This is a genomic window from Nonomuraea sp. 3N208 (genome assembly GCF_052245935.1).
Taxonomy (GTDB): Bacteria; Actinomycetota; Actinomycetes; order Streptosporangiales; family Streptosporangiaceae; genus Nonomuraea.
This window is the reverse complement of record NZ_JBQQBR010000062.1, coordinates 33,421-56,697: the sequence shown is the minus strand read 5'-3', so window position 1 is coordinate 56,697 and position 23,277 is coordinate 33,421. Positions and strand designations below refer to the sequence as shown.

Here is a 23,277-nt window from a genome sequence, read left to right as displayed (position 1 = left end):
ACACCACACGGGCGGCCGTGCGAACGTCAGACGGATGAGTCACACAGCGCACCACGCGGGCGGCCGTGCGAAGGTCAGACGGATGAGTCGCGCAGCACCAAGCGGACACCCGTACGAACCTGGCGGCCGGGCCCGTCGAACCCCTCGATCCGGTCGAGGAGCATACGGATCGCCACGTCCACCATCTCCGCTTGCTCGGGGCTGACCGAGGAGAGCGAGGGGATGGTGAACTCGCCCTCGTCGGTGTTGTCGAACCCGGTGACCGCGACATCCTCGGGCACCCGGATCCCGTGGCTGCGCAACGCGCGCAGCACGCCGCTGGCGGTGGCGTCGTTCACGCACGCGACGGCGTCGAACCGTACGCCGGAGCGGAGCAGCCCCACCATTGCCTCGTATCCGGACATGCGGCGATCCCAGTCCGAACCGAACGTCAGGAGCGTCTCGTCGAACGGCAGGCCGTATTCCTCCAGCGCCGCGAGATAGCCGGCGAACCGATCCCCGGCCGGAGGGACTAACTCCGGGCCCGTCATGACGAGGGCGATCCGGCGCCGACCGGAGGCGAGCAGGTGCCGGACGATCGCCTCGAACCCCTCGCGCTCGCCCATGATGACGCAGTCGACCAGCGGCGTGGCGTAGCCGCCCAGCTGGACCACGGGCCGCAGCGGCACCCGGTCCTCGACCATGTGACCTGTGAAGTTATGAGGGCAGATGATCACGCCGTCGACGTCGCGGGTCGTCACCCCGAGCGCGGCGTCCAGCTCGGCCTCGCGGTCGTGGGCGATACGCAACGTCGTGGATAGGTTCTTCTCCGACAGCGCCAGGATCAGGCGTTCGGCGATCTCGGCGAAGTAGGGCTGGTAGAGGTTGGGCACGGCGACGGCGATCCGCCCAGTCCGGCCCGATGCGAGCCCCCGGCCCGCCTGGTTCACCACGTAGCCCAGCTCCGCCACGGCGGAGCGGACTCGCTCGCGGGTCACGGCCGAGACGTTGGGACGGCCGAGCAGCACGTTGGAGACCGTTTTCGCGGAGACTCCGGCGCGCGCCGCCACGTCGGCCAGCGTAGGCCGCCTCATCCGGCGCCCGTCCCGAGCGTCGACTCCCGGCGCACCAGCTTGACGGGCAGGACCACCGCGCGGGCGTGCGCGGGAGCCGTCCCGTCCAGGCGTCCGGTGAGCAGGTCGAACGTGGTGCGGGCGAGCCGCTCCCGGCCCGGGTCGATGGTGGTGAGTGAGGGCGTGGAGAACCAGCCGTCCTCGAGGTTGCCGTACCCGATGACCGCCACTCCTCCGGGCACATCGACTCCGCGCGCGGCCAGTGTTGCCAGCGCGCCCAGTGCGACCTCGTCGTTGACGCAGAGCAGCGCGTCGACCTCCGGATGCCGGGCGAGGACCTCGGCGGCGGCCCGCGCGCCGACGCGACGGTCCGCGGGAGCTTCGAGGGGCATCACCGGAACCTTCTCCGGGTCGATCCCGGTCGTGACCAGCGCAGCACTCAGCACCGCCCCGATCCTTCCTGCGCCGGGACTCGGCGCCGCCGAGGGGAACCCGCCGTAGGCGCCCAGGACGGCCGGGCGGGTCCTGCCCATGACCGCTAGGTGACGACCGATGAGCATCGCGGCCTCGACCACATCGTCGTCCACCCGGTCCGCCCCGGCCTGCTCCTGTTTCCCCTGGACGACCACGACCGGCCTCTCGCCCAAGCCGTCCGCCACCGCGTCCGGCAGGTCATGACCGATGAGGACGACCCCGTCGAAGGCCCGGCCACGGGCTTCCAGGATGCGGCGGACGCGCTCGGGATCGCGCAGGGTCGGCTCGACGGCGACCTGCATCCCTCGCTGGTTCGCCTCCGTCACCAGGGCTTCCACCAGACCCGCCAGGTACGGCCTGCGCAGTTCTGCCACCCCGATGCCGACGATCCCGGTCAGTCCAGTCCGCAGGGCGCGTGCAGTGCCGTTGGGCACCCACCCGAGCTCGTCGATGGAGGCCCGCACCCGCTGAATCACCTCGGGGCGGGTGTGCGGTTCGAAGTTGACCACGCGCGAGACGGTCTTGATGGAGACTCCGGCGTGCTTGGCCACGTCTCGCATGGTCACGCGCATGCAGCCAGTCTACGGTGATCCGCTGGCGGCGGCGCCGAAGTGCCAGCGACCGTCAGCGACACTGTTCGGTCAGGTGACCGACGCGGTCCGGGAGGCGTGACCGGTCTGCCCCCAGCGCCTCGTGGCGCACAAGCCCGTCCACCGGCAATGGCCACAACGAGGCACGTGGCCGTGTCGGCTCCGCCTTGGCACGCGCTCAAAGCGAGAGTGACGGATGAGCTGGGCGGGATCATTGCCTCCCGCCCAGCTTCACTCGTAGAGAGGGGTCACTTGGCAAGTGGTGTCACTGCGATCTTGTCCACGATGGGGGCGTATTTCGATCGGAGCAGGATGTCGGGGAAGGTGTCGGAGATGTAGGAATCTCCGTCGAAGTTCGGCAGTTCGTTGGAGGCGAAGGCGATGGTGTTGGCTCCCTGCTTGAGCTGGACCGGGATGGTCAGCTCCCAGAAGTTGCCGGCGTGGAAGGAGTGGGGGAACCAGGCGCGCTGGGGCTGGGCGCCGTTGATGGAGATGTTGGCGTGGCGGGCCAGCGGGTCGGGGTTGTAGTGGGAGGCGGGGGACTGCTCGGGGTTGGAGTAGCGGACGGTCACGGCGTAGGTGCCATTGCTGGGGGCGGTGACGTCGAAGGTAAGGGTGTTGGCGTTGCCGGGGGCGCCGCCGATGTCGGTGACGGCCTTGCCGCCGCTGGCCAGCAGGTAGTCGGCGACCTTGGCGGTGCCGGCGATGCGGGCGGACTCGGCTTCGTACCAGGTGGGCTTGAGGGTGCCGTCGGTGTCGGCGACGCCCAGGCGGTCCAGACGCAGCTTGCCGGACTGACCGGTGAGGGTGATCTTGTTGATGCCGCCGGACAGGAACGCCTTCACCTTGGTGTCGGCGTTGACGCCGGTGAGGCGCCGGCCGTTGACGTCCAGCCAGGCTCGGCCGCCGCCCAGGGTTTCGATGGTGAGGGTGGATTCGCCGTCGTCGGGGGAGTAGACCCAGAAGGTGGCGGTCTGGTCCTTGGTGAGGGTGGTGTGGCCGGAGCCGGAGACGTTCTTTCGGGTGTAGTCGGTGCTCGCACCCTTGAGGGTGGCGTACTCGGCCTCGTACGTCGTCTCGGCCGCCGCGGGATTGGCGAGGGAGAGGTCGATCTTGTCGATGAGGGCGTCGCCCTTGGTGGTGCCGGTGCCGTCGAGGCTGCGCGCGGCCAGGGTGAGCACGTGGTCTCCCTTGGTCAGCTTGACCTTTGTGTCGGCGTGGTCCCAGACGACCCACTTGTATCCCAGGGGGAGGTGCAGATCCTGCTCGGCGCCGCCGTCGACGCGGAGGAAGACGTTGGTGGGGCCTTGCTCGCGTACGGCGTCGAAGGTGTTGAGGGAGTTGGCGAAGACGGACAGGTCGTAGGCGCCGTCCTGCGGCACCGAGACCTTGAAGTCGAGCGTCACGTTGGAGCCGGTGCGCAGACCGCCGATGTCGTAGCCGCCGGAGGTGTAGAACTTGGCCACGTTCGAGGGTGAGCCTTCGGGGCCGTTGCGGTAGTAGGGGGCGCCGGTGTGGGCGGCGTTCTCGGCCTCGTACGTGGCCTGCCACAGCTTGGTCGCCTGGGCGGGGGAGGTGGTGTCGCCTCCCGGGGTGAGGATGATCTGGTACGCCGACGACTCCTTGAGCTGGGGCAACGCGTCGCCGAACGCGAAGGTCACGGAGCCGTTGCGCACCGGCTGGTCCAGTTCGGCGAGGACCTGAGGCTGGGTGGAGTCGCCGACCTGGCCGGTCCACGGGATCTCCTGGACCAGTGCGTGCACGGTGTCGCCGAACAGCCCGGTGTCCACGTTGCCGAAGCGGACGTCGGCCTTGCCCGGCGCGCCGCCGAACAGGGCGCGGGCCTGCGCCTTGGCCTTGTCGAGGGTGGCGACGCCCTGCAGCGTGTAGCTGACGTTGGGGCGCGGCGGGGTGACCTTGACCGTGTTGCCGGTCATCTGGCCGTAGGCATTGAGCAGCCACCATTGGCCGTTGCCGCGGTTGGCCTGGACGGCGGAGTCAGACAGGTTGCCGTCGATGTTCCAGTACGCGATGTCGGCGTCGACCTTCGATTCCTCGATGGCCGAGGCCCACTGGATCATCTGGCCGGGCACCGAGGTGTGGTAGTTGTAGGCGTACTCGTTGAGGTTGATCGGCAGTTGCTTGCCCTCATGCGGAGTCCCCGCGAACGCGGTCTTCTCCCAGCCGCGGTACTTCGCCACGTTGCTGCGGATGCGCGCGGGGTCGCCAAGTTCGTGCCAGGTGACGACGTCGGGGATGGTCTTCGCCGCGATGGTGTGCCGCAGGAAGCCCTCCACCTGGGAATACAGCACGCTCGTGTTGGGTCCGGCGATGCGGGCGTCCGGCATCTTGCCCTTGATGAGCGCGTAGACCTCGTCCCACGCCTTGAAGTAGTACTGCGGGTCGCTGAGCCAGCTGATCCGGTTGTAGCTCCACTCGCCCGTGCCGAACATGTTGCCTTCGGGTTCGTTGAACGGCACGAAGACGATGTTGTCCTGGTATTTCGGGTCGAGCTTGCGGAGCTCGAGGACCTGGTCGACCTGCTTGGCGATCTTCGCCTTGAAGTCGTTCAGTCTGGCCTCGGGAGTGCTGCCGGGCCACTGGTAGGGGAAGCCGCGGTAGATGTCGGTCATGTAGATGTACACGTCGCCGTCCGTGGCGTCGGCCAGGGGCTTGACCACTTCGAGGGCGTCGGCGCCGGGGTGCTGGGGACCGTCCTGCGCCTTGGTGGACACGGTTCGCAGGTTGATGCCTTCGAGGAGGTTGCTGGTGGGGACGCCCTCGCCGTAGACGCCGTACAGCGTGCCGGACGCGCCGCCGTGGAAGGCGCCGGTCTCGGCGCCGAGGTCGATGGCCAGTTCGTTGGCGATGACGCGGACGGTGGCCTGGACGTGGGTGCCGTGCGCGGTGCCCTTGGCGGTGAACTGGCCGACCTTGGCGTACTGCGCAGGATCGACGGCGTCCCAGGTGATCGGGACGCTGCGGCGGATGCCGTCGGAGAACTGTGCGGCGGCGTTCTTCGGAAGGTCCGGAGCGACGTCCCTGAACGTCGTCACCTCGAAGGAGGTCTGCTCGACCTTCGTGAGGGTGGCCAGGTGGTTGCCGGCCAGACCGCTGACCTGCTCGGCGGTCATGGCGGCGTCGTAGACGCGGAAGTCGTCCAGGGTGCCGGCCAGGAACGGGTGCCCGTTCCAGAACGGCTTGCCGAGGAAGCCGGAGGTGGTGTTGCCGTCGGCGTGCATGACCGCGGCCAGGTCGAGCTGGGCGTTGGTGCTGCCGATGGTGGCGCCGTTGACGTAGTAGGTGATGGTCTTGCCGTCGATGGTGGTGACGAGGTTGACCCACTGGCCGGTGGGCAGTTTCTGCGCACCGGGCACGCCCACCTCGGTGTTGCCGTTGACCGGTTTGATGGAGGAGCGCGTGGTCGCGTCGCCGGCATAGGACGGGGTGACGAAGGTGGCTGTCCCGGCGTCCTTGCCGAGGTTGTAGACCCACTGGAAGTCGGGGCCGCCCGACCACTTGAGCCAGGTCGAGATGGTCATGGCGGGGCGGTCGCGGAACAGGCCGTTGGGGATCGTCACGTAGGGGGCCGTGGTGGAGCCGTTCGCGCCGCCCGGCAGGGTCAGCGCCTGCGTGCCGTCGGCGCCGGTGGCCGTGGTGGCGGAGCCGGGGTTGGAGAGGGCGCCGTCGAGGCCGGAGGGGGAGCGGTCGGTGATGGTGCCGCCGGACAGGTCCCCTTCGAAGTCGTAGTGCAGGACGAGGTTCGGGGCTGCTGCCGGTGCGGCGGCGACCGCCGGTGAGGCGGTTGCAGGGATCGCGGTCAGCGCGAGCGTGGAGGCGAGGATGGCGTGCGGCACACGCATACGTGCCCGCCGGGACGAGGGTTGAGCCATGCGCCTTTCCCATTCGGGGAGTGCCAAGGAGTCAGTCGAATCGATTCGGCGAATCGATTCGACTGGACCATAAGCGTGTTGTGGCGCGAGGGTCAAGAGCCCGAAACCCGCGTGACACGTCGCCGCCATGTCGCAGTCATGCGAGCCGCGACGGGCCCTCAAAGGGCCGACCTGGGGGAATCGTCCGGGTGGTTCAGCCGCGCGGCCGGGCGGGCCCGGTCGTGCTGCGGAGCGAGATGGGCGGGGCGGCCAGGAGGTGGCGGTGCGGGGTGGCCGGGTCGGCGATGCGCTGGATGAGCAGCTCGACGGCGCGGGCGCCCATCTCGTCGGCGGGGACGTCGGCGGCGGTGAGGGGTGGGTGCAGGTTCTCGGCCCAGTGCTGGGCGGCCACGCCGGCGATGGAGAAGTCTCCGGGCACGGTCAAGCCCGCTTCGGCCAGCGCGCGGTACATGCCGGACACCGCCGCCTCGTTGATGGTGGCGATCGCGGTCAGCTCCGGGTGCTCGGCGAGGAGTTGCTGGAGACAGGATTGCCCGGCCTGGGCGTCGTCGGCACAGCAGACCTGCACGCCGTGCAGGCCACGTTCGGCGATGGCGCGCTCGAAGCCGGCCTGCGCGCGGTGGCCGGGACCGTATCCGGCGGCGACCAGCTCGGCGTTGCGATTGACCAGCGCCAGATGCCGGTGGCCGAGGTCGGCCAGGTGATGGACGCACTTGGCGATGAGCGTCTCGAAGTCGACGTCCACCCAGGACATGTCCTCGGGGTGGCGGGTACGGCCGATGCCGACGAACGGCAGCCCGCTCTGCAGCAGCCGGGCGACCCGGTCGTCCTCCAGCCGGATCTCCATGAGGACGACGCCGTCCACGCGCCGTCCGGTGACGACGCGCTCGAAGGAGCGGTCGTGCTCGCCGCCCGAGGGCGACAGCAGGACGTCCAGGTCGGCGCGGGCGGCGGCGTCGACCACACTGGCCACGAAGCCGAGCTGCATGTCGGTCAGGCGCTGGCCGGCCGGCGGTATGACCAGGCCGATCGTGCGGGTGCGGCCCTCCTTCAGCGCCCGGGCGGAGGCGTTGGGCCGGTAGCCCAGCTCGTCGATGACCGTCATGATGCGGCGCTTGGTCTCCTCCGACACCGGGCGCTTGCCGGTGAGCGCGTACGAGACGGTGCTGCGCGACACGCCCGCCCGCTTGGCGATCTCTCCGATGTTCACCCGTGCTCCCTCGTCCGAATCCGCCGGTCGGCGACCATCGTAGGTCGAACCGGTTCATGAGAGGTACGCCGCCGGATTCCGTGACGACGAAGTGCCGCCTGTCGCACGTTGCGCGCAAACCTTGCCGCACCGCCCATTGACGCCCACGGTGAAGCAGGCCTATCTTCGGTCGAACCGATTCGGCGAATCGATTCGATCGACATTCGAAAACAGCCGCGTAAAGCCTGTCAGCGGAGGTCAGCTCAATGAGATCAGCGGCAAGGAGCCGGCGTGCGGCCGGTGCGAGTCTGGCGGTCCTGGCCGCCGTGGGCGGGCTGGTCGCCTGCTCGTCATCGTCCGACGGCGGCAACGGCGGCGGTTCGACGAGCGCGAGCCAGGCCGCCGGGGGCGGAACCTACACGATCTGGGACCCGTACCCGCAGTATGACAAGAGCTCAGAGTGGGTGAAGCTGCTGGAGAAGTGCGGCACCGACGCCGGGGTCAAGGTCGAGCGCACCGGCTATGACACCAGCGACCTGACGAACAAGGCGCTGCTGGCGGCCCAGCAGGGCAACTCCCCGGACGTGCTGATCGTGGACAATCCGGTCGTCTCCACCCTGGCCGAGGCCGGGGTGCTCACCACCACCGAGGAGAACAAGCTCGACGTCTCCGCGATCGCGCCGAACTTGCTGGCGGCAGGTCAGAGCGGCGGCAAGGCCTACGGCGTCCCGATCGGTGCCAACACCCTCGCCCTGTACTACAACAAGGAGGTCCTGGAGAAGGCCGGGGTGGACATCGCCTCGGTGAAGGACTGGGCCTCGCTGACTGCGGCACTGGAGAAGGTGAAGGCGGCGGGCAAGAAGGGCATCACCTTCTCGGCGATCGGCACCGAGGAGGGCAGCTTCCAGTTCCTGCCCTGGTTCTGGGGCTCCGGCGCGAACCTCACCAAGCTCGACTCGCCCGAGGGCGTCTCGGCCGTGGCGCTGTGGACCGACTGGCTGAAGAAGGGATACGCCCCCAACTCCGTCATCAACAACACCCAGACCACGAGCTGGCAGGAGTTCGCCGGCGGCGACTACGCCTTCGCCGAGAACGGCACCTGGCAGCTCGCCAACGCCAAGGAGGCCGGCTTCGAGTACGGCATCATCCCGGTCCCCGGCAAGGACGGGGGCACCGCGCCCGCGCCCACCGGCGGCGAGTTCGTCAGCATCCCCGTGCAGTCCGACACCGGCCGTTACACCACCTCGCAGAAGCTGGTGACCTGTCTGACCAGCACCGACAACTCGCTCACCACGACCACCACCCTGTCCTACATCGCGCCCACCGAGGCGGTGCAGGCCAAGCAGGTGGCGGCCACGCCCGACCTGCAGGTGTGGGTGGACGCGGTCAAGGCGGCCAAGGGCCGCACGAGCGACGACCTGGGCACCAAGTACCCGAAGATTTCCGAGCCCATGTGGGGTGCGGTCCAGGCGGCGCTGAGCGGGTCCAAGTCTCCGCAGGAGGCGATGGCGGCGGCGCAGGCGGCCGCGGCGAGCGCGACCCAGTAGCAGCATGAGCCGAGTCACACAGACGCAGGCGCGTCCTGCCGCCCGCGACTCCGTACCGGCGACGGGACGGAGCCACCGGGCGGCACGCGCGCGGTCCAGCCAGTGGGCGGCATGGGCCTTTCTCGCCCCGGTCGTGCTCTACCTGCTCGTGTTCTACGCCTATCCGCTCTATCGCAACGTCGAGCTGAGCCTGCGCAACTACACGGTGCGCTCCTTCGTGCAGGGCGATGCCCCGTTCGCGGGGTTCGCCAACTACGCCAAGGTGTTCGCGGATGCGACGTTCGGGCCCGCGCTGTGGCACACGGTGGTGTTCACGCTGGTCTCGCTGGCCTTTCAGTTCGCCATCGGGCTCGGGCTGGCGTTGTTCTTCCTGAAGAACTTCCGGCTGTCGGCCACGCTCAGGGGATTGTTCCTGGTGCCGTGGCTGCTGCCGCTGATCGTGTCCGGCTCGACGTGGTCGTGGATGCTCAACAGCGACTCCGGCGTGGTCAATGCCGTGCTGAGCTGGTTCGGGATCGGGCCGGTGAACTGGCTGACCTCGCCGGACTGGTCGCTGTGGTCGGTCATCATCGCCAACATCTGGATCGGCGTCCCGTTCAACCTCGTGGTCTTGTACTCGGGGCTGCAGGCGATTTCGCCGGCCATCTACGAGGCCGCCGCGCTGGACGGTGCCAATGGCTGGCAGCGGTTCTGGAAGGTGACGTTCCCGCTGCTGCGCCCCGTGTCGGCGATCACCCTGCTGCTCGGCCTGGTCTACACGCTGAAGGTGTTCGACATCATCTGGATCATGACCAAGGGCGGGCCGAGCGGGGCGTCGACCACGTTCGCCACCTGGTCCTACCGGCTCGGGTTCGGCAACCTCGTACCGTCATTCGGGCCCGGTGCCGCCGTCGGCAACCTGCTGATCGTGACGGCTCTGGTCTTCGGGCTGGTCTACATCCGCGCGCAGCGAAGGCAGGCCCTGGCATGAGGCACCTCAAGACCGCGATCGGGCTGGTGCTGACCGCCGTGATGCTCTTCCCGGTCTACTGGATGATCAACGTGTCGTTCACCCGCGATCAGGACATGCGTAAGAGCCCACCGAACTGGTTCCCGGTCGACGGCACGCTGGAGGGCTATCGGGCGGTGCTGGATCAGCAACTGCCCTACCTGGGCGTCAGCCTGGTCGTCGGGCTCGGCACGGTGGCGCTGACCCTGCTGCTCGCGGCGCCGGCGGCGTACTCGCTGGCCAAGCTGCGCCCGCGCGGTGGCGGGGCGCTGAGCTTCGTGCTGCTCATCGCGCAGATGATCCCCGGGATCATCATGGCGATGGGTTTCTACGCCATCTTCCTCAGCACCGGCGTGCTCAACACCGTTCCAGGGTTGATCGTGGCCGATTCCACCCTCGCGGTCCCGTTCGCGGTGCTCATCCTGACCACGTTCATGTCCGGTATCCCCGAGGAGTTGCTGCAGGCCGCCCGCACCGACGGTGCTGGGGTGGTGCGCACGTTCTGGTCGATCGTGCTGCCGGTCAGCCGCAACTCGCTCATCACGGTCTCGCTGTTCGCGTTCCTGTGGGCGTGGTCGGACTTCATCTTCGCCTCCACCCTCGATCAGGGCGGCGACCACCAGCCGATCACCCTCGGCATCTACCACTACATCGGCAACAACAACCAGGAGTGGAACGCCATCATGGCCACCGCCGTGATCGCCTCCATCCCGGCCACCGTCCTGCTCGTCGTCGCCCAGCGCTACGTCGCCGCCGGCGTCACCGCCGGGGCCGTCAAAGACTAAGAAGGGACCCTCACTTCATGACCGTCGCCGCCTCAGGCCCGGTGTTCTCCCTGCGGGAAATCCCGTTCAGCTACCGCGGATCCTGGTTCGGCTTCTCGCCCGTGGTGGCGGAGAAGACCTACGCCGAGGACGTGCACCTGGTCTCGCACCAGACCGGCATGCACGCGATCCTGCGGCTGATCCCCACCGCCGAGACCGCCATCACCGCCACCCCCCACCAGCTCACCTGGAGCAGCGACGAGGACCGGATCGACCTGGCCTACGAGAATCCCGACACCGTACGCGTCAAAGGCCGCGGCCTCGGGCTCCGCCTGCTGGCCGCTGATCCCGTGCTGACGCCGTTCAGCGGCTCGTACTTCTACCAGGACCCCGTCGACGGGTCGTACGTCTTCACCGTCTACCAGACCGGCCGCCGCTACCGGATCACCCTCCTCAGCGGGCAGGCCGAACACCTCGGTACGCAGGCGCTGGGCACCGCCGAACGCGGTCTCATCCTCAGCGGCGAGTGGGAGATCGCCATCGAGGAGTACGAAACCGCCCGGGCCCCTTACGCGACCACGGACGCCTTCGAGCAGGTCGCCAAGGCAGCGCGGGCCGAGTTCGACGCGTTCGCCGCGGCGGTCGCGCCCTGGCGCAGCGACCGCACGCCGGCCGCCGAACTGGCCGCCTACGTGCTGTGGTCGGCCACCGTCCGCCCGGCCGGGTTCATCACCCGGCCCGCCGTGCTCATGTCCAAGCACTGGATGGACAAGGTGTGGAGCTGGGACCACTGCTTCAACGCCATCGCCCTCGCCGGCGGCCTGCCGGAGCTGGCCTGGGACCAGTTCCGGCTGCCCTTCGACCACCAGGACGCGGCCGGCGCGCTGCCCGACTCCGTCACCCACTCCGAGATCCTCCACAACTTCGTCAAGCCGCCCATCCACGGCTGGGCCCTGCGCCACCTCCCTGCTGCGCCCGAACCAGCCGACACCTATCGGCTGCTGGAACGCTGGACCGCCTTCTGGCTCGACGCCCGCCGCGCCCCCGGCCGTGAGCTGCCGCACTACCAGCACGGCAACGACAGCGGCTGGGACAACGCCACCACGTTCGACCCCGAGCGGGTCGTCGAAACCGCTGACCTGGCCGCCTTCCTCGTGCTCCAGATGCGCGAGCTGGCCCGCCTGGCAGCCGACCCGGACACGTCCGCCAGGTGGACCGGCCAGGCCGACAGGATGCGCGACGCCCTCCTCGCCGAGCTGTGGGACGGCGAACGGTTCGTCGCCCGCGGTGCGCGGTCGGGGCGTACCTGGTCCACCTCCAGTCTGCTCGACCTCATGCCGATCGTGCTGGGGGACGAGCTGCCGCAACCCGTCCGCGCGGCGTTGGCCGCCCGGATCGAGCGGCACCTGACCACGTTCGGGCTCGCCACCGAACTGCCTGTTTCGGGGCACTACCAGGACGACGGCTACTGGCGTGGCCCCATCTGGGCGCCCTCGACCGTCCTGATCGAGGACGGCCTGCGCCGCGCCGGATACCCGGACCTGGCCGACGAGATCAGCGCCCGCTTCCGCGCTTTGTGCGAGAAGTCGGGGTTCGCCGAGAACTTCGACGCCCGCACTGGGGAAGGGCTACGCGACCGCGCCTACACCTGGACGGCCAGCGCCTATCTCATCCTCGCTGCAGCCCACGAGCGGCGAAGCAGCACGTGATCCCCGCCTTGGCAGGTGAGGCAGCACCCGCCCAATCTGTTGTCGAATCGATTCGAGTAGCCGGGTAGATGGTGCGCGGCGCACCGGGAAGCGGTGCGCCGCACACGCGCTGCGGACGGTTGCCGAGAACGGCGCTGTCAACGGCCCCAGAGCCGCCAGGTCTGGTTGAGAGGACTGGCTTGGCCTGCTGGGTTGCAGGTCCATTGGTGGACAGGGGCCCTGGGCGCGGTCGAGATGGTGCTGACGTCGACGCACTTGCCACTGTGGCGGGCGACGAGTTGGTAGTCCCGGGGATCGTTGCCCCCGTAGGTGACCTTGCGCAGCGTGAACTGCTGGTGCTGCACTCCGCCGGCGCAGGTCCACTGCCGAATCGGGGCGCCGTCGGCCGTGGACGCCGCGCTCACCTCCAGGCACTTGCCGCTCTGCTGGTTGACCAGCGTGTAGGCGCCGGCCACGCCGGTGACCGGCCGGAGGTTCCACAGCTGCTGATCGCCGCCCTCGCAGTAGAACTGCTGTTGGACGTTGCCGTCGGCGGTGCTGAGGTTGGTGTTGTCCAGGCACTGCTGGGAGTGTTGCGCGACGGCGACGGACTGGAAGCCGCCGTCTGATGGCGGCAGCAGCGTGATGGTGAAGGTCTCGTCGGCGTTGGTGTGCGGCAGGGTCACCGTGGCGGCGTTGCCGGACAGCGTCAGGACCGTGTTCTGGACGGTGATCGGTCCCTGGACCGCATCGCCGCCGTTGTACGGGATGCGTTGCACGACCGCGCGGACCTGGTTGTTCTGGACGATGCCGCTCGTCGTGTCCAGCCGCCGGAGATCGACGGCGATGTTGCCGGTTGTCCCGCCGCCGCCCACCAGCACCTTGGCCACGCCTGTCGTCTTGGTGGCGAAGGCGTCGTAGGACACGCTCGGGGTCACGGCGACGATCTGGCCGGTCTGGGAGGCGTAGAAGCGGTAGACCCACCATTCGCCCTTGGGCAGGTGCTGGCCTGCGCTGTTGCGGACGAGCAGGTTGCCCAGATCGTTGTGCAGGTTGCCGGCGCTCGCCCAGTTCGCGCGCAGCCCGTCGGCGCCTGCCCGCTCCAGCCGGGCGATGTACCAGGACCCGTCACCCGGGTTCTGCTCGTTGGACGCGCCGTATTCGTTGATCTGGTACGGGCGCGGGTGCGGGATGCCGCGCGAGTCGAGGGTCGTATTGGCGGCCACCACGTTGGCCACCGGGTCGCCGGGGAGGGAATGCCAGCTGACGATGTCGGGGACTACGTTGTTGGCACGGACGAAGTCGAGGTAGGAGTTCCACCAGGCGTACGTGGTGGAGGGCACGCAGGCGCAGCTGGGGCCGACGATCAGGTGGCTCGGGAAGGCGGCGCGGATGCGCTGGTAACTGCGGCGCCACAACTCGAGGTACTGGGCCTGCGGACGGTTCCAGAACAGGGTGATGTTCGGCTCGTTCCAGATGTCCCACTGCACGGTGATCCCGGCCGACCGCACGTCGTTGATCAGGCGAGTGAGGAAGGCGTCGTAGTCGGACCAGTTGCCGTTGTCGCCGGGAAAGCGGGAGATCGGATAGCCGTCCGCCCCCCACAGGTCATGCGGCAGGATGATGAACTGGCCACCGAGCGCGCGATCGTCCGGCGCGCCTGGGCCAGCGTTGCGTTCCACCTGCGCTCGTAGGCGCCGGATACCCAGCCGCCGGGTGAGCCGAGTTGCGCGCCGCCGGCGCGCATGTAGCGGAACTTCACGTCGCGGAAGAAGTGATCTGCCGGCCCGGAGGCGTTCTCCGTCATGCCGTAGATCCAGCCGGACGCACGGTAGGTCGGGGCGCCGCCGGCCACGGCGAAATCGACGCTGATGGATTCATCCGCAGCCTGCGCCGGCGCCGGGATGGTCGGGAGGATGACGGCGATGAGCATCCCGGCCAGGAGCCGGGCGGCCAAGGCGAGACGTCTACTGGGCGGTCGCTGGGTCGTCGTAATCATGGGTGGCTCCTTCGGGAGTGGGGGTGAGTGCGGCAGAAGGACCACGAATGTGAATGGGGGTGAGAGGGACGGCGAAGTGGGCGGCCTCGATCGCAGTAGCTGAGCAGCTATGGGGTGCTACGGCGACTGCGAGGGTTTACAGCCCCTCCGGCGAACGATCTCGCTGACCATGAAGCCAGTGCACGATGAATCGATTCGATTTTGGCCCATATATGGGCAGCTAGAGCTATGAGTTCAACTGCGAGAGTTGCTCAAGAGAGGTAAACGAATCGATTCGATGAGAGCGTAGATCTCGCAACGCAGGAATGTCAATGGCATGTCAACGGTGTCACCGTCATATCTCGCCTATGGGAGCGTGTCCCGCTCGAAAATTCGGTTTCGGGCTCTGAGCTGGGGTTCTGATGCGCGATCAATGTGGCGGCTGCCACCATCGCGGGGTGTCGTCGTCGCTGATCTACAGGGTGGTTCGGTGCGTGTGCAGCCTTGTGGCGGTGCTGGCCCCTGCTCTGATTTGTCCAAGGAAGCCGAGCTGTTGGTGCTGCGTCACGAGAATCAGGTCCTTCGACGTCAGCTCGGTGGCCGGCCTCGGTGGGGTCACGCCGACAGGCTCTGGCTGACGGTGTTGTCGCGGCTGGTCCAGCGCCGTCGTTGGGCGGAGGTGTTCCCGGCCGCCCCGGCGACGACCTTGCGCTGGCATCGTCACCTGGTGGCGCGGAAGTGGACCTTCACCGACAGGCGGCGCCCAGGACGGCCTTGCACCCGCCGGCCGGTCAAGGCGCTGATTGTTCGGATGGCGCGGGAGAACCCGATCTGGGGGCACAGGAGAATCCAAGGCGAGTTGGCCCCGGCTGGGGTACCCGATCGCGCCCTCCACGGTGTGGGAGATCCTGCACACCGCCGATTATCGCTCCGGCGCCTCGCCGGGCTGGGCCGACCTGGCGGCAGTTCCTGTCCGCTCAGGCCCACGCGCTCATCGCGTGTGACTTCCTGGTGGTCGAGACGATACCCACGCACCACGTTTAGTGGTCGACCAGCGGAGCCACTGATGAGGCGGTCCAACGCGTTCCACAGTGCGGCTCTGTTGATCGGTGTCATGTTCTGGAGGGGGCGTGCTCTCGCAGGCCGACCGAGTCCTATCCCACCCAGCCGGGGGCCTGCGCCCGCAGGAGCCGGCGTAGCCACATCGCGGTGCCGCCGCCCACCATTTTCTCCACCGGAGGCGGCAGGTGGGCGGCGAGAGAGGCGTAGCTGATCGCCTGGTTCAGCGCGCACAGCGGCGCGGCCAACTTCCAGGCGGCCCGCAGCCTTTCAGGCGAGTCGAACTCCGCCCAGCGCGCCAAATATCCGTCGAGCGCACTGCCGCCGGGCTGGAAGAATTGGCTGCTCAGGTCGAGGAACGGGTGCGCGATTGCGGCATCCGTCCAGTCAAAGAACAGGTAGCCGAGCGGCCCCCGCGCCACGTTGCCCAGATGCAGGTCCCCGTGGACCAAGGAGTACGGCACGGCGAAGCCGGTCAGCTCCGCGCACGCGGCCATCAGCCCGGGCATGGACTCGCGCAACCGGGCGGCCTCCTCGGCCGTCACCCAGGTGGCCGGATCGCACCAGGCCGGCGGTGCGGCATGATCCACCTCGCCGAGCCATGCGATCTGCCCGGACAGCCACGGCAGCCGGCGATCGAGGCACCCGGCACTCCGCACCTCCGGCACCCGCTCGACTGACTCCACCTGGAGAGCTGCGTAGGAGCTCAGCATCTCGGCGTTGACCTCGTCGGACGCGTGTCGGATCGCCGGGCCGAAGTCGGCGAGTGCGAGCAGCCGCCTGTCGCCGTGGTGGCCGAGAGCGGCGGGCACCTGAGCGGGGAAGAGCTTGGCCAGGACGGCGGTGACTGCTCCCTCGTCGGCGAAGAGCGGGGTGGCGACGGAAGACTTGACGTAGATGTCGCCGTGCGGCGTGGCCGCCCGCAGCACTGCGGACAGATCCCAGAGACGCACCTGCTCAAGCCGGTCGTCGAGGTCGAGCCCTAGGTCCGCACTCAGCCACTCGGCCACGTCGTCGATCCATCGCGGATCCGTCCATGGCGGACCACCGTCGAGGCCCGCCTCGACGGCACTGACCCAGGTGGCTGGTTCGGCGTGCCGGTCGCCGCGTCCTGCGCCGCTCAGTGGCCTTTGCGGAGGGACGTTTCGCCCGTGCGCGGCGCGGCGACGAGGGTGCACCGGACGATGCGTGCCGTCTCGTCCGTCTCCGCCCCGCTCAGCCGGAGCACGGCGGCGTCGATCCCGGTCTGCTTGCGCAGGGCCGCCAGCGCCTGCCCGGGCTTGTCGGGCTCGACCCTTCCGACCAGCTCGGTCTTCAGCGCCAAGACCCGGCTGTCGTCGTCCCAGACGATCAGCCAGTCGATCCGCGTGTGCCACTCGGTCTCGGTCATCGGCTGCGACGAAGTCCGACGCGCTGAAGTGCGCCATGGTTGTGCAGGATGTCGAAGCTGATGATGACGGTGCGGGGCTCTTGCCTCGCGGCGAGCGGCCATGGGTGCTTGTCAGCCACAGGTCTCCTGTCGGGTCGCGGAGGGCAAAACCGGCGTGGCGGCGGCTCACGATGGTTTGATGATGTGGAGGTCTTCGGGTTTCGCGTGGCCGCCGATGACCGTGTTGTAGATCTTTTGCAGGGCGTCTGGCCCGGTGTGTTCGACGATGCGCAGCCACGCCGACGCGGCGACGAAGTCGCGCATCGCGGTGTCCATGCGTTGGAGCAGCTCGGTGCCGCCGATGCCGGCGGACAGGCTGCGGACCCGCTCGGGTGCGAAGAACAGTGTGGGCGTGGGACCGGGCAGGTCACCGCCGCGTGCGGGCGCGTCCCAGTGGGTGCCTCCGACGATGATGCTGCGAGTGAGATGGTGTGCGAATCGCTGATGCACCGCGGCGACCACATCGGGATTGCCGGCGAAGTCGACGAAGGCCACGGGGCCATGGAGGTTCTGATCGGCGATCGCGTCGTAGGAGACGAGCTGGTGATAGAGCCCATGCCGGGTCAGTGCAGCGACCTTGTCGGCCGCGGTCAAGCCCACCACGGGGATCTGGCGGCGGCGCAGCAGCCAGGCCAGTCCCATCGCGGTCTTGCTGGAGGCGCTGGAGAGCACGACCGTGGTGGGTGCCGCCGCCTGAGCCGGTTCCGCCTGGGATAGGTCGTGGTCGAGCAGGTAGGCGGTGGAAAACAGCGGCCGCCACACGGCTCGATGGTTGTCGAAGGGATCAGCCGGCATCGCGGCGTAGGTGTTGTAGGTCGCCGACCCTTCGGCGCGGTGTGCCGCGGTGTCGACGTACCCGCGGTCAGGTACGTCGGCGCGAGCGCTGCCGGGCGTCAGCCGCATCGTGACGTGAGTGGACATCGGCAGGTAGCCGTACACCCGGAGGCCTTCTGCGACGCCCGGCGCGCGCGAGCGCACCACCCGGGCGAATCCCCAGCAGGGCAGCCGGCCCCAGCCGTGCGGAGCTGGAAAGAACCGCCAGTAACCGAAGCTGTCGCCGACCCTTCCATAGGTGATGTTGTTGCTGGTCAGGGCGAATCGTTCGACCTCCAGCAGAACCTCACCGTCTACCAGCTCTGGTGCCGGCATCGGTCGTACCTCGGTCTTACTCAGATCATCTCGGGCGGTGAGCAGATCCCACATGGTGACTTCTCCTTGACTCGATGGGTGCCGCAATGGCGTAAGGAATGCGTGGGCGGCTGCCGGTTGCTCTCTCGATGCAGGCTTCGCTTCGAGATGCTCAGGGGTGCCCGGCGGTCTTCGGGCGATGTAGTCCCGGCCGTCGCGGATATGCAGCGGGGGATGGTGAACGCCTGCCCGGAGCGCCGGCTGCGCACGGTCAGCAGGAGTACGTCGCCGCCGCGGAAGCGGTGCCCGAAGCGGGCCCGGGTGCGGCGGAACAGGAAGGTGTGCACCCTGGCGGCGTTGCGGCTGGTCCAGGTGAGCACGCTCGCCCGGGTGATTACGGCCGATCCGCAGGGGACACGTGATGGAAGGTACGCCGCTCGGCGCGGGCGAAGCGCCGGGCGAGCACTCTGCCGGCGGCGCGCAGGACGGGACCTCCTGGCATCAGGCGCACGGCGTGCGGGGGGAGTCCGTGCAGGATCCAGCCGAGCACCGCGGGGATGTCGCGCGGACTGTATTGGGCGCCGAAGTGCTCCTTGTCGAGGCGCTCCCAGTCGTGCTGGGTCAGGTAGGCCTGGACGAGTGCCATCGCGTCGCGCTCTTCGTGGGCGAGGTGCGCCAGTAGCAGGTCGCGCAGCTCGGCGGTGTGCCCGGCGAGATCTCGGCGCACCTGGGTGTCGCCGGCGCGGGCGAGCGTGGCGAATCCGGTGTCGCAGGCGTGGAGCAGGGGGTCGATGTGCTTGTGCTCTGCGGACATGGCGGCCAGCACGGCGCCCGCCTCGGCGCCGCGGGCGCGTTCTAACAGCAGCGGCCACAGCCCGATGTCCTCACCCAGGTGGTGCTTGTGCAGGGTGCTGGAGAACAGCTGCCACCGGCGGCTGAGGCGGGTCCAGCACTGCCGGTCCTCGATCGGGGTGGCGGCGGTGGCGGCGGCGAACAGGTCGAGGTCCCGCCGGAAGGCGCGGTGCATGAGGTACATGCCCGCGACGTCGACGGGACCGGGCGGCGCGGCGGCCTGACCGGTGAGAAGCAACTGCCCGGTGTGGGGGGCGGTGGCGGAAGGGGAAGAGCCTGTCATGATCACTCCTTTTGGATTTAGTCACGATAATATGAATTAAGTTGGGGTAAAGTCAATCCATGACTGAGCGAAAGCGGGCGTACCACTCGGCCTTGCGCGCCGAGCAGGCGGAGCGCACGAGGGCGGCCGTGATCGCCGCCGCCACCGAATGCTTCGTCGGCCAGGGCTACACGGAGACGACGATGAAGGACATCGCCGAGCGGGCGGGGGTCTCCGCGCCGACCGTGTACGCGCAGGGCAGCAAGGCGGCGCTGCTCCTGGCCGTGGTCGACGTGAGCATCGCCGGCGACGCCACAGCTGGGCCGCTGATACAGCACGACCGGTTCCGGCAGCTGCTCGATGAACGCGACAAGGAGACAAAGCTACGCCTGATGGCGCGAATCGCGCAGGACTGGATTCCCCGGGTCGGGCCGGTGATGCGGGTGTTCCGGGAGGCCGCGGCGGGCGATCTGGAGATCGCCGAGGCATGGGAGGACTACGAACGGCGCCGCTACACCGACTCCCGGGCCATCATCGAATCCTTCTCCAGCCTGCTGCGCCCGGGACTGACCGTCGAACGTGCCACCGACATCTACTGGGCGACTTTCACCACTCACACGGCGGAGGCGTTCATGGCCGGCAGGAAATGGGAACTGCGCGAGTACGCCGACTGGCTGGCAGACGCGATGGACCGCCTCCTGCTCCGCTGACGCGGCGGACTGCCCTTGCTCCGGTGACGCAGGAGCGATTCTTCGATGACGCGGCCCGCTATTTCGATGCCCTTCAAAATGACAGTGCCCAGATCGGGAGCGGGTGTCACGATCTCGAAGGGGCCTGCAAGCGGTCCTTGCTCTGATCAGGGCCTGAGAAACCCGCGGAGCACAGGAGGACCCATGAAGGACGGTAACGGGACAGGGAATGCCGCGAGGAGATTTTCCGCCCGGAGGATCACCGTGGCGCTGATCTCGGTGGACATCGCGACCATCGCGAACCAGCAAATGCCGCTCGAAATTCGAGCCTGGGGTGTGAGCTGGGGCTTTGTCTGCGGCAGCGTGAGCCGGTCTGGGAGCCTTGCGAGGTGCTGTTGTCCCTCGCTTACATGATCGTGCGGCGGGTGCTGGAGCGGCTCCATGGATTCCCGGCCTCGGAGGCGACGCGTGTCGGCGTACTCCCTGGTGTGCAGGGGCGAAAGTACAGTCCGATGCTCGAACTATCGGCCAGTACGGCTGCGGCCCATGTGCCGATGTGCGGCGGTATCTCGGTCGCCACCATCGAGCTATGAAGGTGATCGTCCGGACCTGTACCGCTCGCCGACGCCTCGACCGAGCCTCGCGCTACCCCTTCTGGTCACCGCCGCCCGGAGTCGCGTCTTTCCTGTTCTACGAGCCCGATGGCGCCCTCATCCAGACGATCGGCATACCAAGCGATCAACTCGCATAAGCGCATCCTCCGAAGGAGACGACCCATGAATCCCTCCGTTCCCTCCCCGCTGCCGATCCCCGCGCACCTCAGCGAGGCAGCCCGCCAATTCCTGGCGCAGCCGCCGATGCAAGCGCCCACTCTTCCCAAACGGGACGACACCGACGGCTGGTTGCGCCTGGTCGAGCAGACCGACGGCTACATCCGCACCTGGCTCGGAGACCGAGCCCTTCCCTTGCCGGTCGCCGTCCAGGACACACAGGTCGCCGGCGTCCACACGTACGTCCTGCGCGCCGAGAGCGATCCCGCCACCGACGAGGGGCCGATCTACCTCGACATCCACGGCGGCGCCCTCCTCTACGGCGGTGGCGACCTGTGCGCTCACAGCTGCAGCGACACGGCCCTGAGCACCGGGATGACCACCTGGAGCATCGACTACCGGATGCCGCCGCGGCATCCCTTTCCCGCCGCCCTCGACGACTGCCTCGCCGTCTACCGGGCCCTGCTGAAGGTCTGCGACCCGGCCGACGCCTTCGTCGGCGGCGCCTCGGCCGGCGGCAACCTCGCCGCCGCACTGCTGGTGCGGGCCAAGGATGAAGGGCTCCCGATGCCGGCGGCGCTGGTGCTACGGACGCCGGAGGTCGACCTCACCGAGTCCGGCGACAGCTTCCACGCCAACGCCGGCATCGACAACGTCCTGTCCAGCCTGCGGGAGGTGAACGAGCTCTATGCGAATGGGCACGACCTCTCCCACCCCTACCTGTCCCCGCTGTTCGCCGACCTGTCCGGCTTCCCGCCCACGTTCCTGCAGTCCGGCACCCGGGACCTGTTCCTGTCCAACACCGTCCGCATGCACCGCAAGCTGCTGTCGGCCGGCGTCGAAGCCGAGCTGCACGTCTTCGAGGCGATGCCACATGGCGGCTTCGGCGGCGCCAGCCCCGAGGACACCGAAGTCGCCGCCGCGGTCCGCCTCTTCCTCGACCGGCACCGCCGCCGACACTGAGCCTTCATCAAACCCGCCCCATGCCGTCCTGGTGCCCGAGATCGGCCAGTTCGCCGAGGCCGCCCGGTGAGCTTTCAGGTGGACTTCGTCGAGCCGGCGCCGGACATGATGGCTGGGTGCGACGTCGTCCAGCGGCTGGATATTGTCGAGCTCACCGGCGTGTCACTCGCTCGACGGTGATGGTCCAGGTGATCGCCGGGATGCCGGTAAGCGGGGCCGCGGGGGCGGCTGCGTTGTTCCACGCCGCCGCCAAGCTGCCGCTGATCTTGTCCGCGGCGTCGGGGGCGTTGTGCACGGCGATCGTTCGCACTGCGGCGAGGTCGCCCACCTGGACCTGGACCGACCAAGAGACCTGGAACTCCCGATCGGCTACCTGTCCGACTGCGTGCTCGGCTGCCTCAAGGCGGATCGCGCCGCTCTCCATCAGCGAGGCAGAGGCGCTTGCGACGACGGGATGTGGTGGGCGAGACCGTGGACAGCCGGGTGGAGGAGGCGCTTGCCGTGCTGGCGCGCCGGGACAAGGGCGAGGCCGAAGCGGCCCGGTCCGCGTTCGGCTCGCTGACCTTCGGCGCAGGGCTCGACAGCGTCACTCTGTACGGCCTGCAGTACTGGCTGTGGTATCAGCTGCCCACGAAATGGTGGACCGAGCTGGCCGAACATCTGCAGATCGCCGCGGCGCTTGGCACGCTTTTCCACCATCTGGGGTTGCCGCGCTATGCGGCCGTCTGCGTGTCCGACACCACCACGCAGGTCATCTCGGCCTGGAGCCAGAGCCGCCAGTCCGGGTTCACCGCGCTGAACAAGGCGATGAGTGCGTCCGGGGTGGAGCCGCCCGATGTCGGGGGCGTGCTCGTCTGGGGGAAGGTGATGGGCCTGAACGAGAACGACGCTTTCCAGTTGGCGGCCGCGCAGTTGGAGGCGACGATCGCCGCGGATGAGCTGCTTCCCGGGACGCGGGGCTGGCGGGCCGTTGCCCAGCAGGTCACCCGCGAGTTCCTCACGGTGCCGCATGCCGTACCGGGTGGGGCGAGCTGGCTGGAGACGATTCACGGTGAGCGGCTGGAGACGTGGGCCATGTCGCGTGGTGCGGCACGCAAACGGCTCGCTGAGGCGGTCATGCCGCAGTTGGAGACCGTGCCGGGGGTGCCTGAGGGGGCCGCGGAGCAGCTGGCTCCGGTGCGCTGGCTGCTGGACCTGGCCGCCGCTGAGGGCGGGGTCCCGCTCACGGCCAACCACACCTTGGCGCGTACGGTCGTCGCCGAGGGTTGTCAGCGGTTCGGCTGGCTCACCTTGACCGGCCGGCCACGTTCGGAGTCCGACATCGTGGTGGCGCGGACGCTGCGTGAGCTGGTCCGTGAGCTGAGCGCGGTACGGCGTAGCAAGCGTAGCCTGTTGCTCACCCCGGCGGGGAAGAAGCTCGCCGCGGCCGACAGCTCCACGCTGTGGACAGCGGTGACGAGCGCGTTGATCCCTGCCGATCAGGCCGAAGGCGTCGCTGCGGAGATCACACTTGACACGAGCACACCTGCAGGGCGCGCTTCTCCACCAGCGGAAACTCCAGCCGCATCCACCTACTGCGGCGGCGTGAGGCAGAGGTGGGCAAAGCTGAGTCATGCGCTGAGGCCGTGGCTGACGTCGGCGAGCCCAGGGTCAGCAGTGCATGAGCGCGCCCGCGGCGTTGGCGTTGTTGACCACCTCCGGCCCGGCAACGCCTTCGATGGCGCCGTTGCCGAACTCGTGGGGGTGTTTGCTGAGCTTCTTCTCGGTCAGCGGCCGGGAGCCGACACATCAGCAGACCAACTGGAGCGCCATGTCTGCGATGCGGGTCTTGTCCCACGACTTGACGCCGCACTGGGCCGTCCCACTGGAGTCGACATACTTCCAGGAGGTGGCGTGTCCCGAGCCGAGGTTTCACCATGAAGGCCCCTGGACGGGTACGTCTCGCCGATCGGCGCCAACGAC

The 23,277-nt window shown here is 68.6% G+C and carries 18 protein-coding genes; 7 read left to right on the top strand and 11 right to left on the bottom strand.

All coding sequences use genetic code 11. From position 1 onward, the window contains the following. Nucleotides 1-74: 74 nt before the first annotated feature. From ACTWPT_RS53885 to ACTWPT_RS53870, 4 genes are all read right to left on the bottom strand, one after another. Nucleotides 75-1,073, bottom strand: coding sequence for a LacI family DNA-binding transcriptional regulator (locus ACTWPT_RS53885; RefSeq protein ID WP_443185340.1), 999 nt, complete (start codon nucleotides 1,071-1,073; stop codon nucleotides 75-77). Next, a complete protein-coding gene (locus ACTWPT_RS53880; protein WP_443185339.1) occupies nucleotides 1,070-2,098 on the bottom strand; it encodes a LacI family DNA-binding transcriptional regulator in 1,029 nt (342 codons plus the stop codon). The genes ACTWPT_RS53885 and ACTWPT_RS53880 overlap by 4 nt, the downstream gene beginning before the upstream one ends. A 266-nt stretch (nucleotides 2,099-2,364) precedes the next feature. Continuing rightward, nucleotides 2,365-6,009 (bottom strand): LamG-like jellyroll fold domain-containing protein, encoded by a 3,645-nt coding sequence (locus ACTWPT_RS53875; protein ID WP_443185338.1) that lies wholly within the window; start codon nucleotides 6,007-6,009, stop codon nucleotides 2,365-2,367. 193 nt (nucleotides 6,010-6,202) lie between these two features. Further along, on the bottom strand, nucleotides 6,203-7,219 hold the full coding sequence (locus ACTWPT_RS53870; RefSeq protein WP_443185337.1) for a LacI family DNA-binding transcriptional regulator: 1,017 nt from the start codon (nucleotides 7,217-7,219) through the stop codon (nucleotides 6,203-6,205). Nucleotides 7,220-7,464: 245 nt separating this feature from the next. Here ACTWPT_RS53870 and ACTWPT_RS53865 point away from each other — a divergent pair, with 245 nt between their 5' ends. The 4 genes from ACTWPT_RS53865 to ACTWPT_RS53850 are packed head-to-tail and all read left to right on the top strand — an operon-like array spanning nucleotide 7,465 to nucleotide 12,206. Continuing rightward, on the top strand, nucleotides 7,465-8,745 hold the full coding sequence (locus ACTWPT_RS53865) for a sugar ABC transporter substrate-binding protein (RefSeq protein WP_443185336.1): 1,281 nt from the start codon (nucleotides 7,465-7,467) through the stop codon (nucleotides 8,743-8,745). Nucleotides 8,746-8,749: 4 nt separating this feature from the next. Then, nucleotides 8,750-9,715 carry a carbohydrate ABC transporter permease gene (locus ACTWPT_RS53860; RefSeq protein WP_443185335.1) on the top strand — a complete coding sequence of 322 codons (966 nt, stop codon included), beginning with the start codon at nucleotides 8,750-8,752 and terminating at the stop codon, nucleotides 9,713-9,715. Beyond that, entirely contained in the window at nucleotides 9,712-10,518 is an 807-nt protein-coding gene (locus ACTWPT_RS53855; protein ID WP_443185334.1) for a carbohydrate ABC transporter permease, read from the top strand. The genes ACTWPT_RS53860 and ACTWPT_RS53855 overlap by 4 nt, the downstream gene beginning before the upstream one ends. 17 nt (nucleotides 10,519-10,535) lie before the next feature. Further along, entirely contained in the window at nucleotides 10,536-12,206 is a 1,671-nt protein-coding gene (locus ACTWPT_RS53850; RefSeq protein ID WP_443185333.1) for an amylo-alpha-1,6-glucosidase, read from the top strand. Between the two features lie 137 nt (nucleotides 12,207-12,343). On the opposite strand, the gene ACTWPT_RS53845 is transcribed toward ACTWPT_RS53850, so the two are convergent. From ACTWPT_RS53845 to ACTWPT_RS53820, 6 genes are all read right to left on the bottom strand, one after another. Beyond that, entirely contained in the window at nucleotides 12,344-13,867 is a 1,524-nt protein-coding gene (locus tag ACTWPT_RS53845; protein ID WP_443185332.1) for an RICIN domain-containing protein, read from the bottom strand. 1,450 nt (nucleotides 13,868-15,317) lie between these two features. Continuing rightward, a complete protein-coding gene (locus tag ACTWPT_RS53840) occupies nucleotides 15,318-16,232 on the bottom strand; it encodes a phosphotransferase (RefSeq protein ID WP_443185331.1) in 915 nt (304 codons plus the stop codon). Nucleotides 16,233-16,342: 110 nt separating this feature from the next. Next, entirely contained in the window at nucleotides 16,343-16,612 is a 270-nt protein-coding gene (locus ACTWPT_RS53835; RefSeq protein WP_443185330.1) for a hypothetical protein, read from the bottom strand. 165 nt (nucleotides 16,613-16,777) lie between these two features. Beyond that, on the bottom strand, nucleotides 16,778-17,800 hold the full coding sequence (locus tag ACTWPT_RS53830; protein WP_443185329.1) for a DUF2855 family protein: 1,023 nt from the start codon (nucleotides 17,798-17,800) through the stop codon (nucleotides 16,778-16,780). 20 nt (nucleotides 17,801-17,820) lie between these two features. Beyond that, the gene (locus ACTWPT_RS53825) at nucleotides 17,821-18,159 is read right to left on the bottom strand and encodes a nitroreductase/quinone reductase family protein (protein WP_443185328.1); all 339 of its coding nucleotides are present in this window, start codon (nucleotides 18,157-18,159) and stop codon (nucleotides 17,821-17,823) included. A 14-nt stretch (nucleotides 18,160-18,173) separates the two neighbouring features. Continuing rightward, nucleotides 18,174-18,914: a hemerythrin domain-containing protein gene (locus ACTWPT_RS53820; RefSeq protein ID WP_443185327.1), complete on the bottom strand. Its 741-nt coding sequence runs from the start codon at nucleotides 18,912-18,914 to the stop codon at nucleotides 18,174-18,176. A 59-nt stretch (nucleotides 18,915-18,973) separates the two neighbouring features. Here ACTWPT_RS53820 and ACTWPT_RS53815 point away from each other — a divergent pair, with 59 nt between their 5' ends. Both ACTWPT_RS53815 and ACTWPT_RS53810 read left to right on the top strand, forming a co-directional pair. Continuing rightward, entirely contained in the window at nucleotides 18,974-19,603 is a 630-nt protein-coding gene (locus ACTWPT_RS53815; RefSeq protein ID WP_443185326.1) for a TetR/AcrR family transcriptional regulator, read from the top strand. Nucleotides 19,604-20,358: 755 nt separating this feature from the next. Continuing rightward, entirely contained in the window at nucleotides 20,359-21,315 is a 957-nt protein-coding gene (locus ACTWPT_RS53810; protein ID WP_443185325.1) for an alpha/beta hydrolase, read from the top strand. Nucleotides 21,316-21,466: 151 nt separating this feature from the next. On the opposite strand, the gene ACTWPT_RS53805 is transcribed toward ACTWPT_RS53810, so the two are convergent. Then, nucleotides 21,467-21,739 carry a hypothetical protein gene (locus tag ACTWPT_RS53805; RefSeq protein WP_443185324.1) on the bottom strand — a complete coding sequence of 91 codons (273 nt, stop codon included), beginning with the start codon at nucleotides 21,737-21,739 and terminating at the stop codon, nucleotides 21,467-21,469. Between the two features lie 17 nt (nucleotides 21,740-21,756). Between ACTWPT_RS53805 and ACTWPT_RS53800 the strand changes: the two genes are divergently transcribed. Further along, nucleotides 21,757-23,235, top strand: coding sequence for a hypothetical protein (locus tag ACTWPT_RS53800; protein ID WP_443185323.1), 1,479 nt, complete (start codon nucleotides 21,757-21,759; stop codon nucleotides 23,233-23,235). The last annotated feature ends 42 nt before the right edge of the window (nucleotides 23,236-23,277 follow it).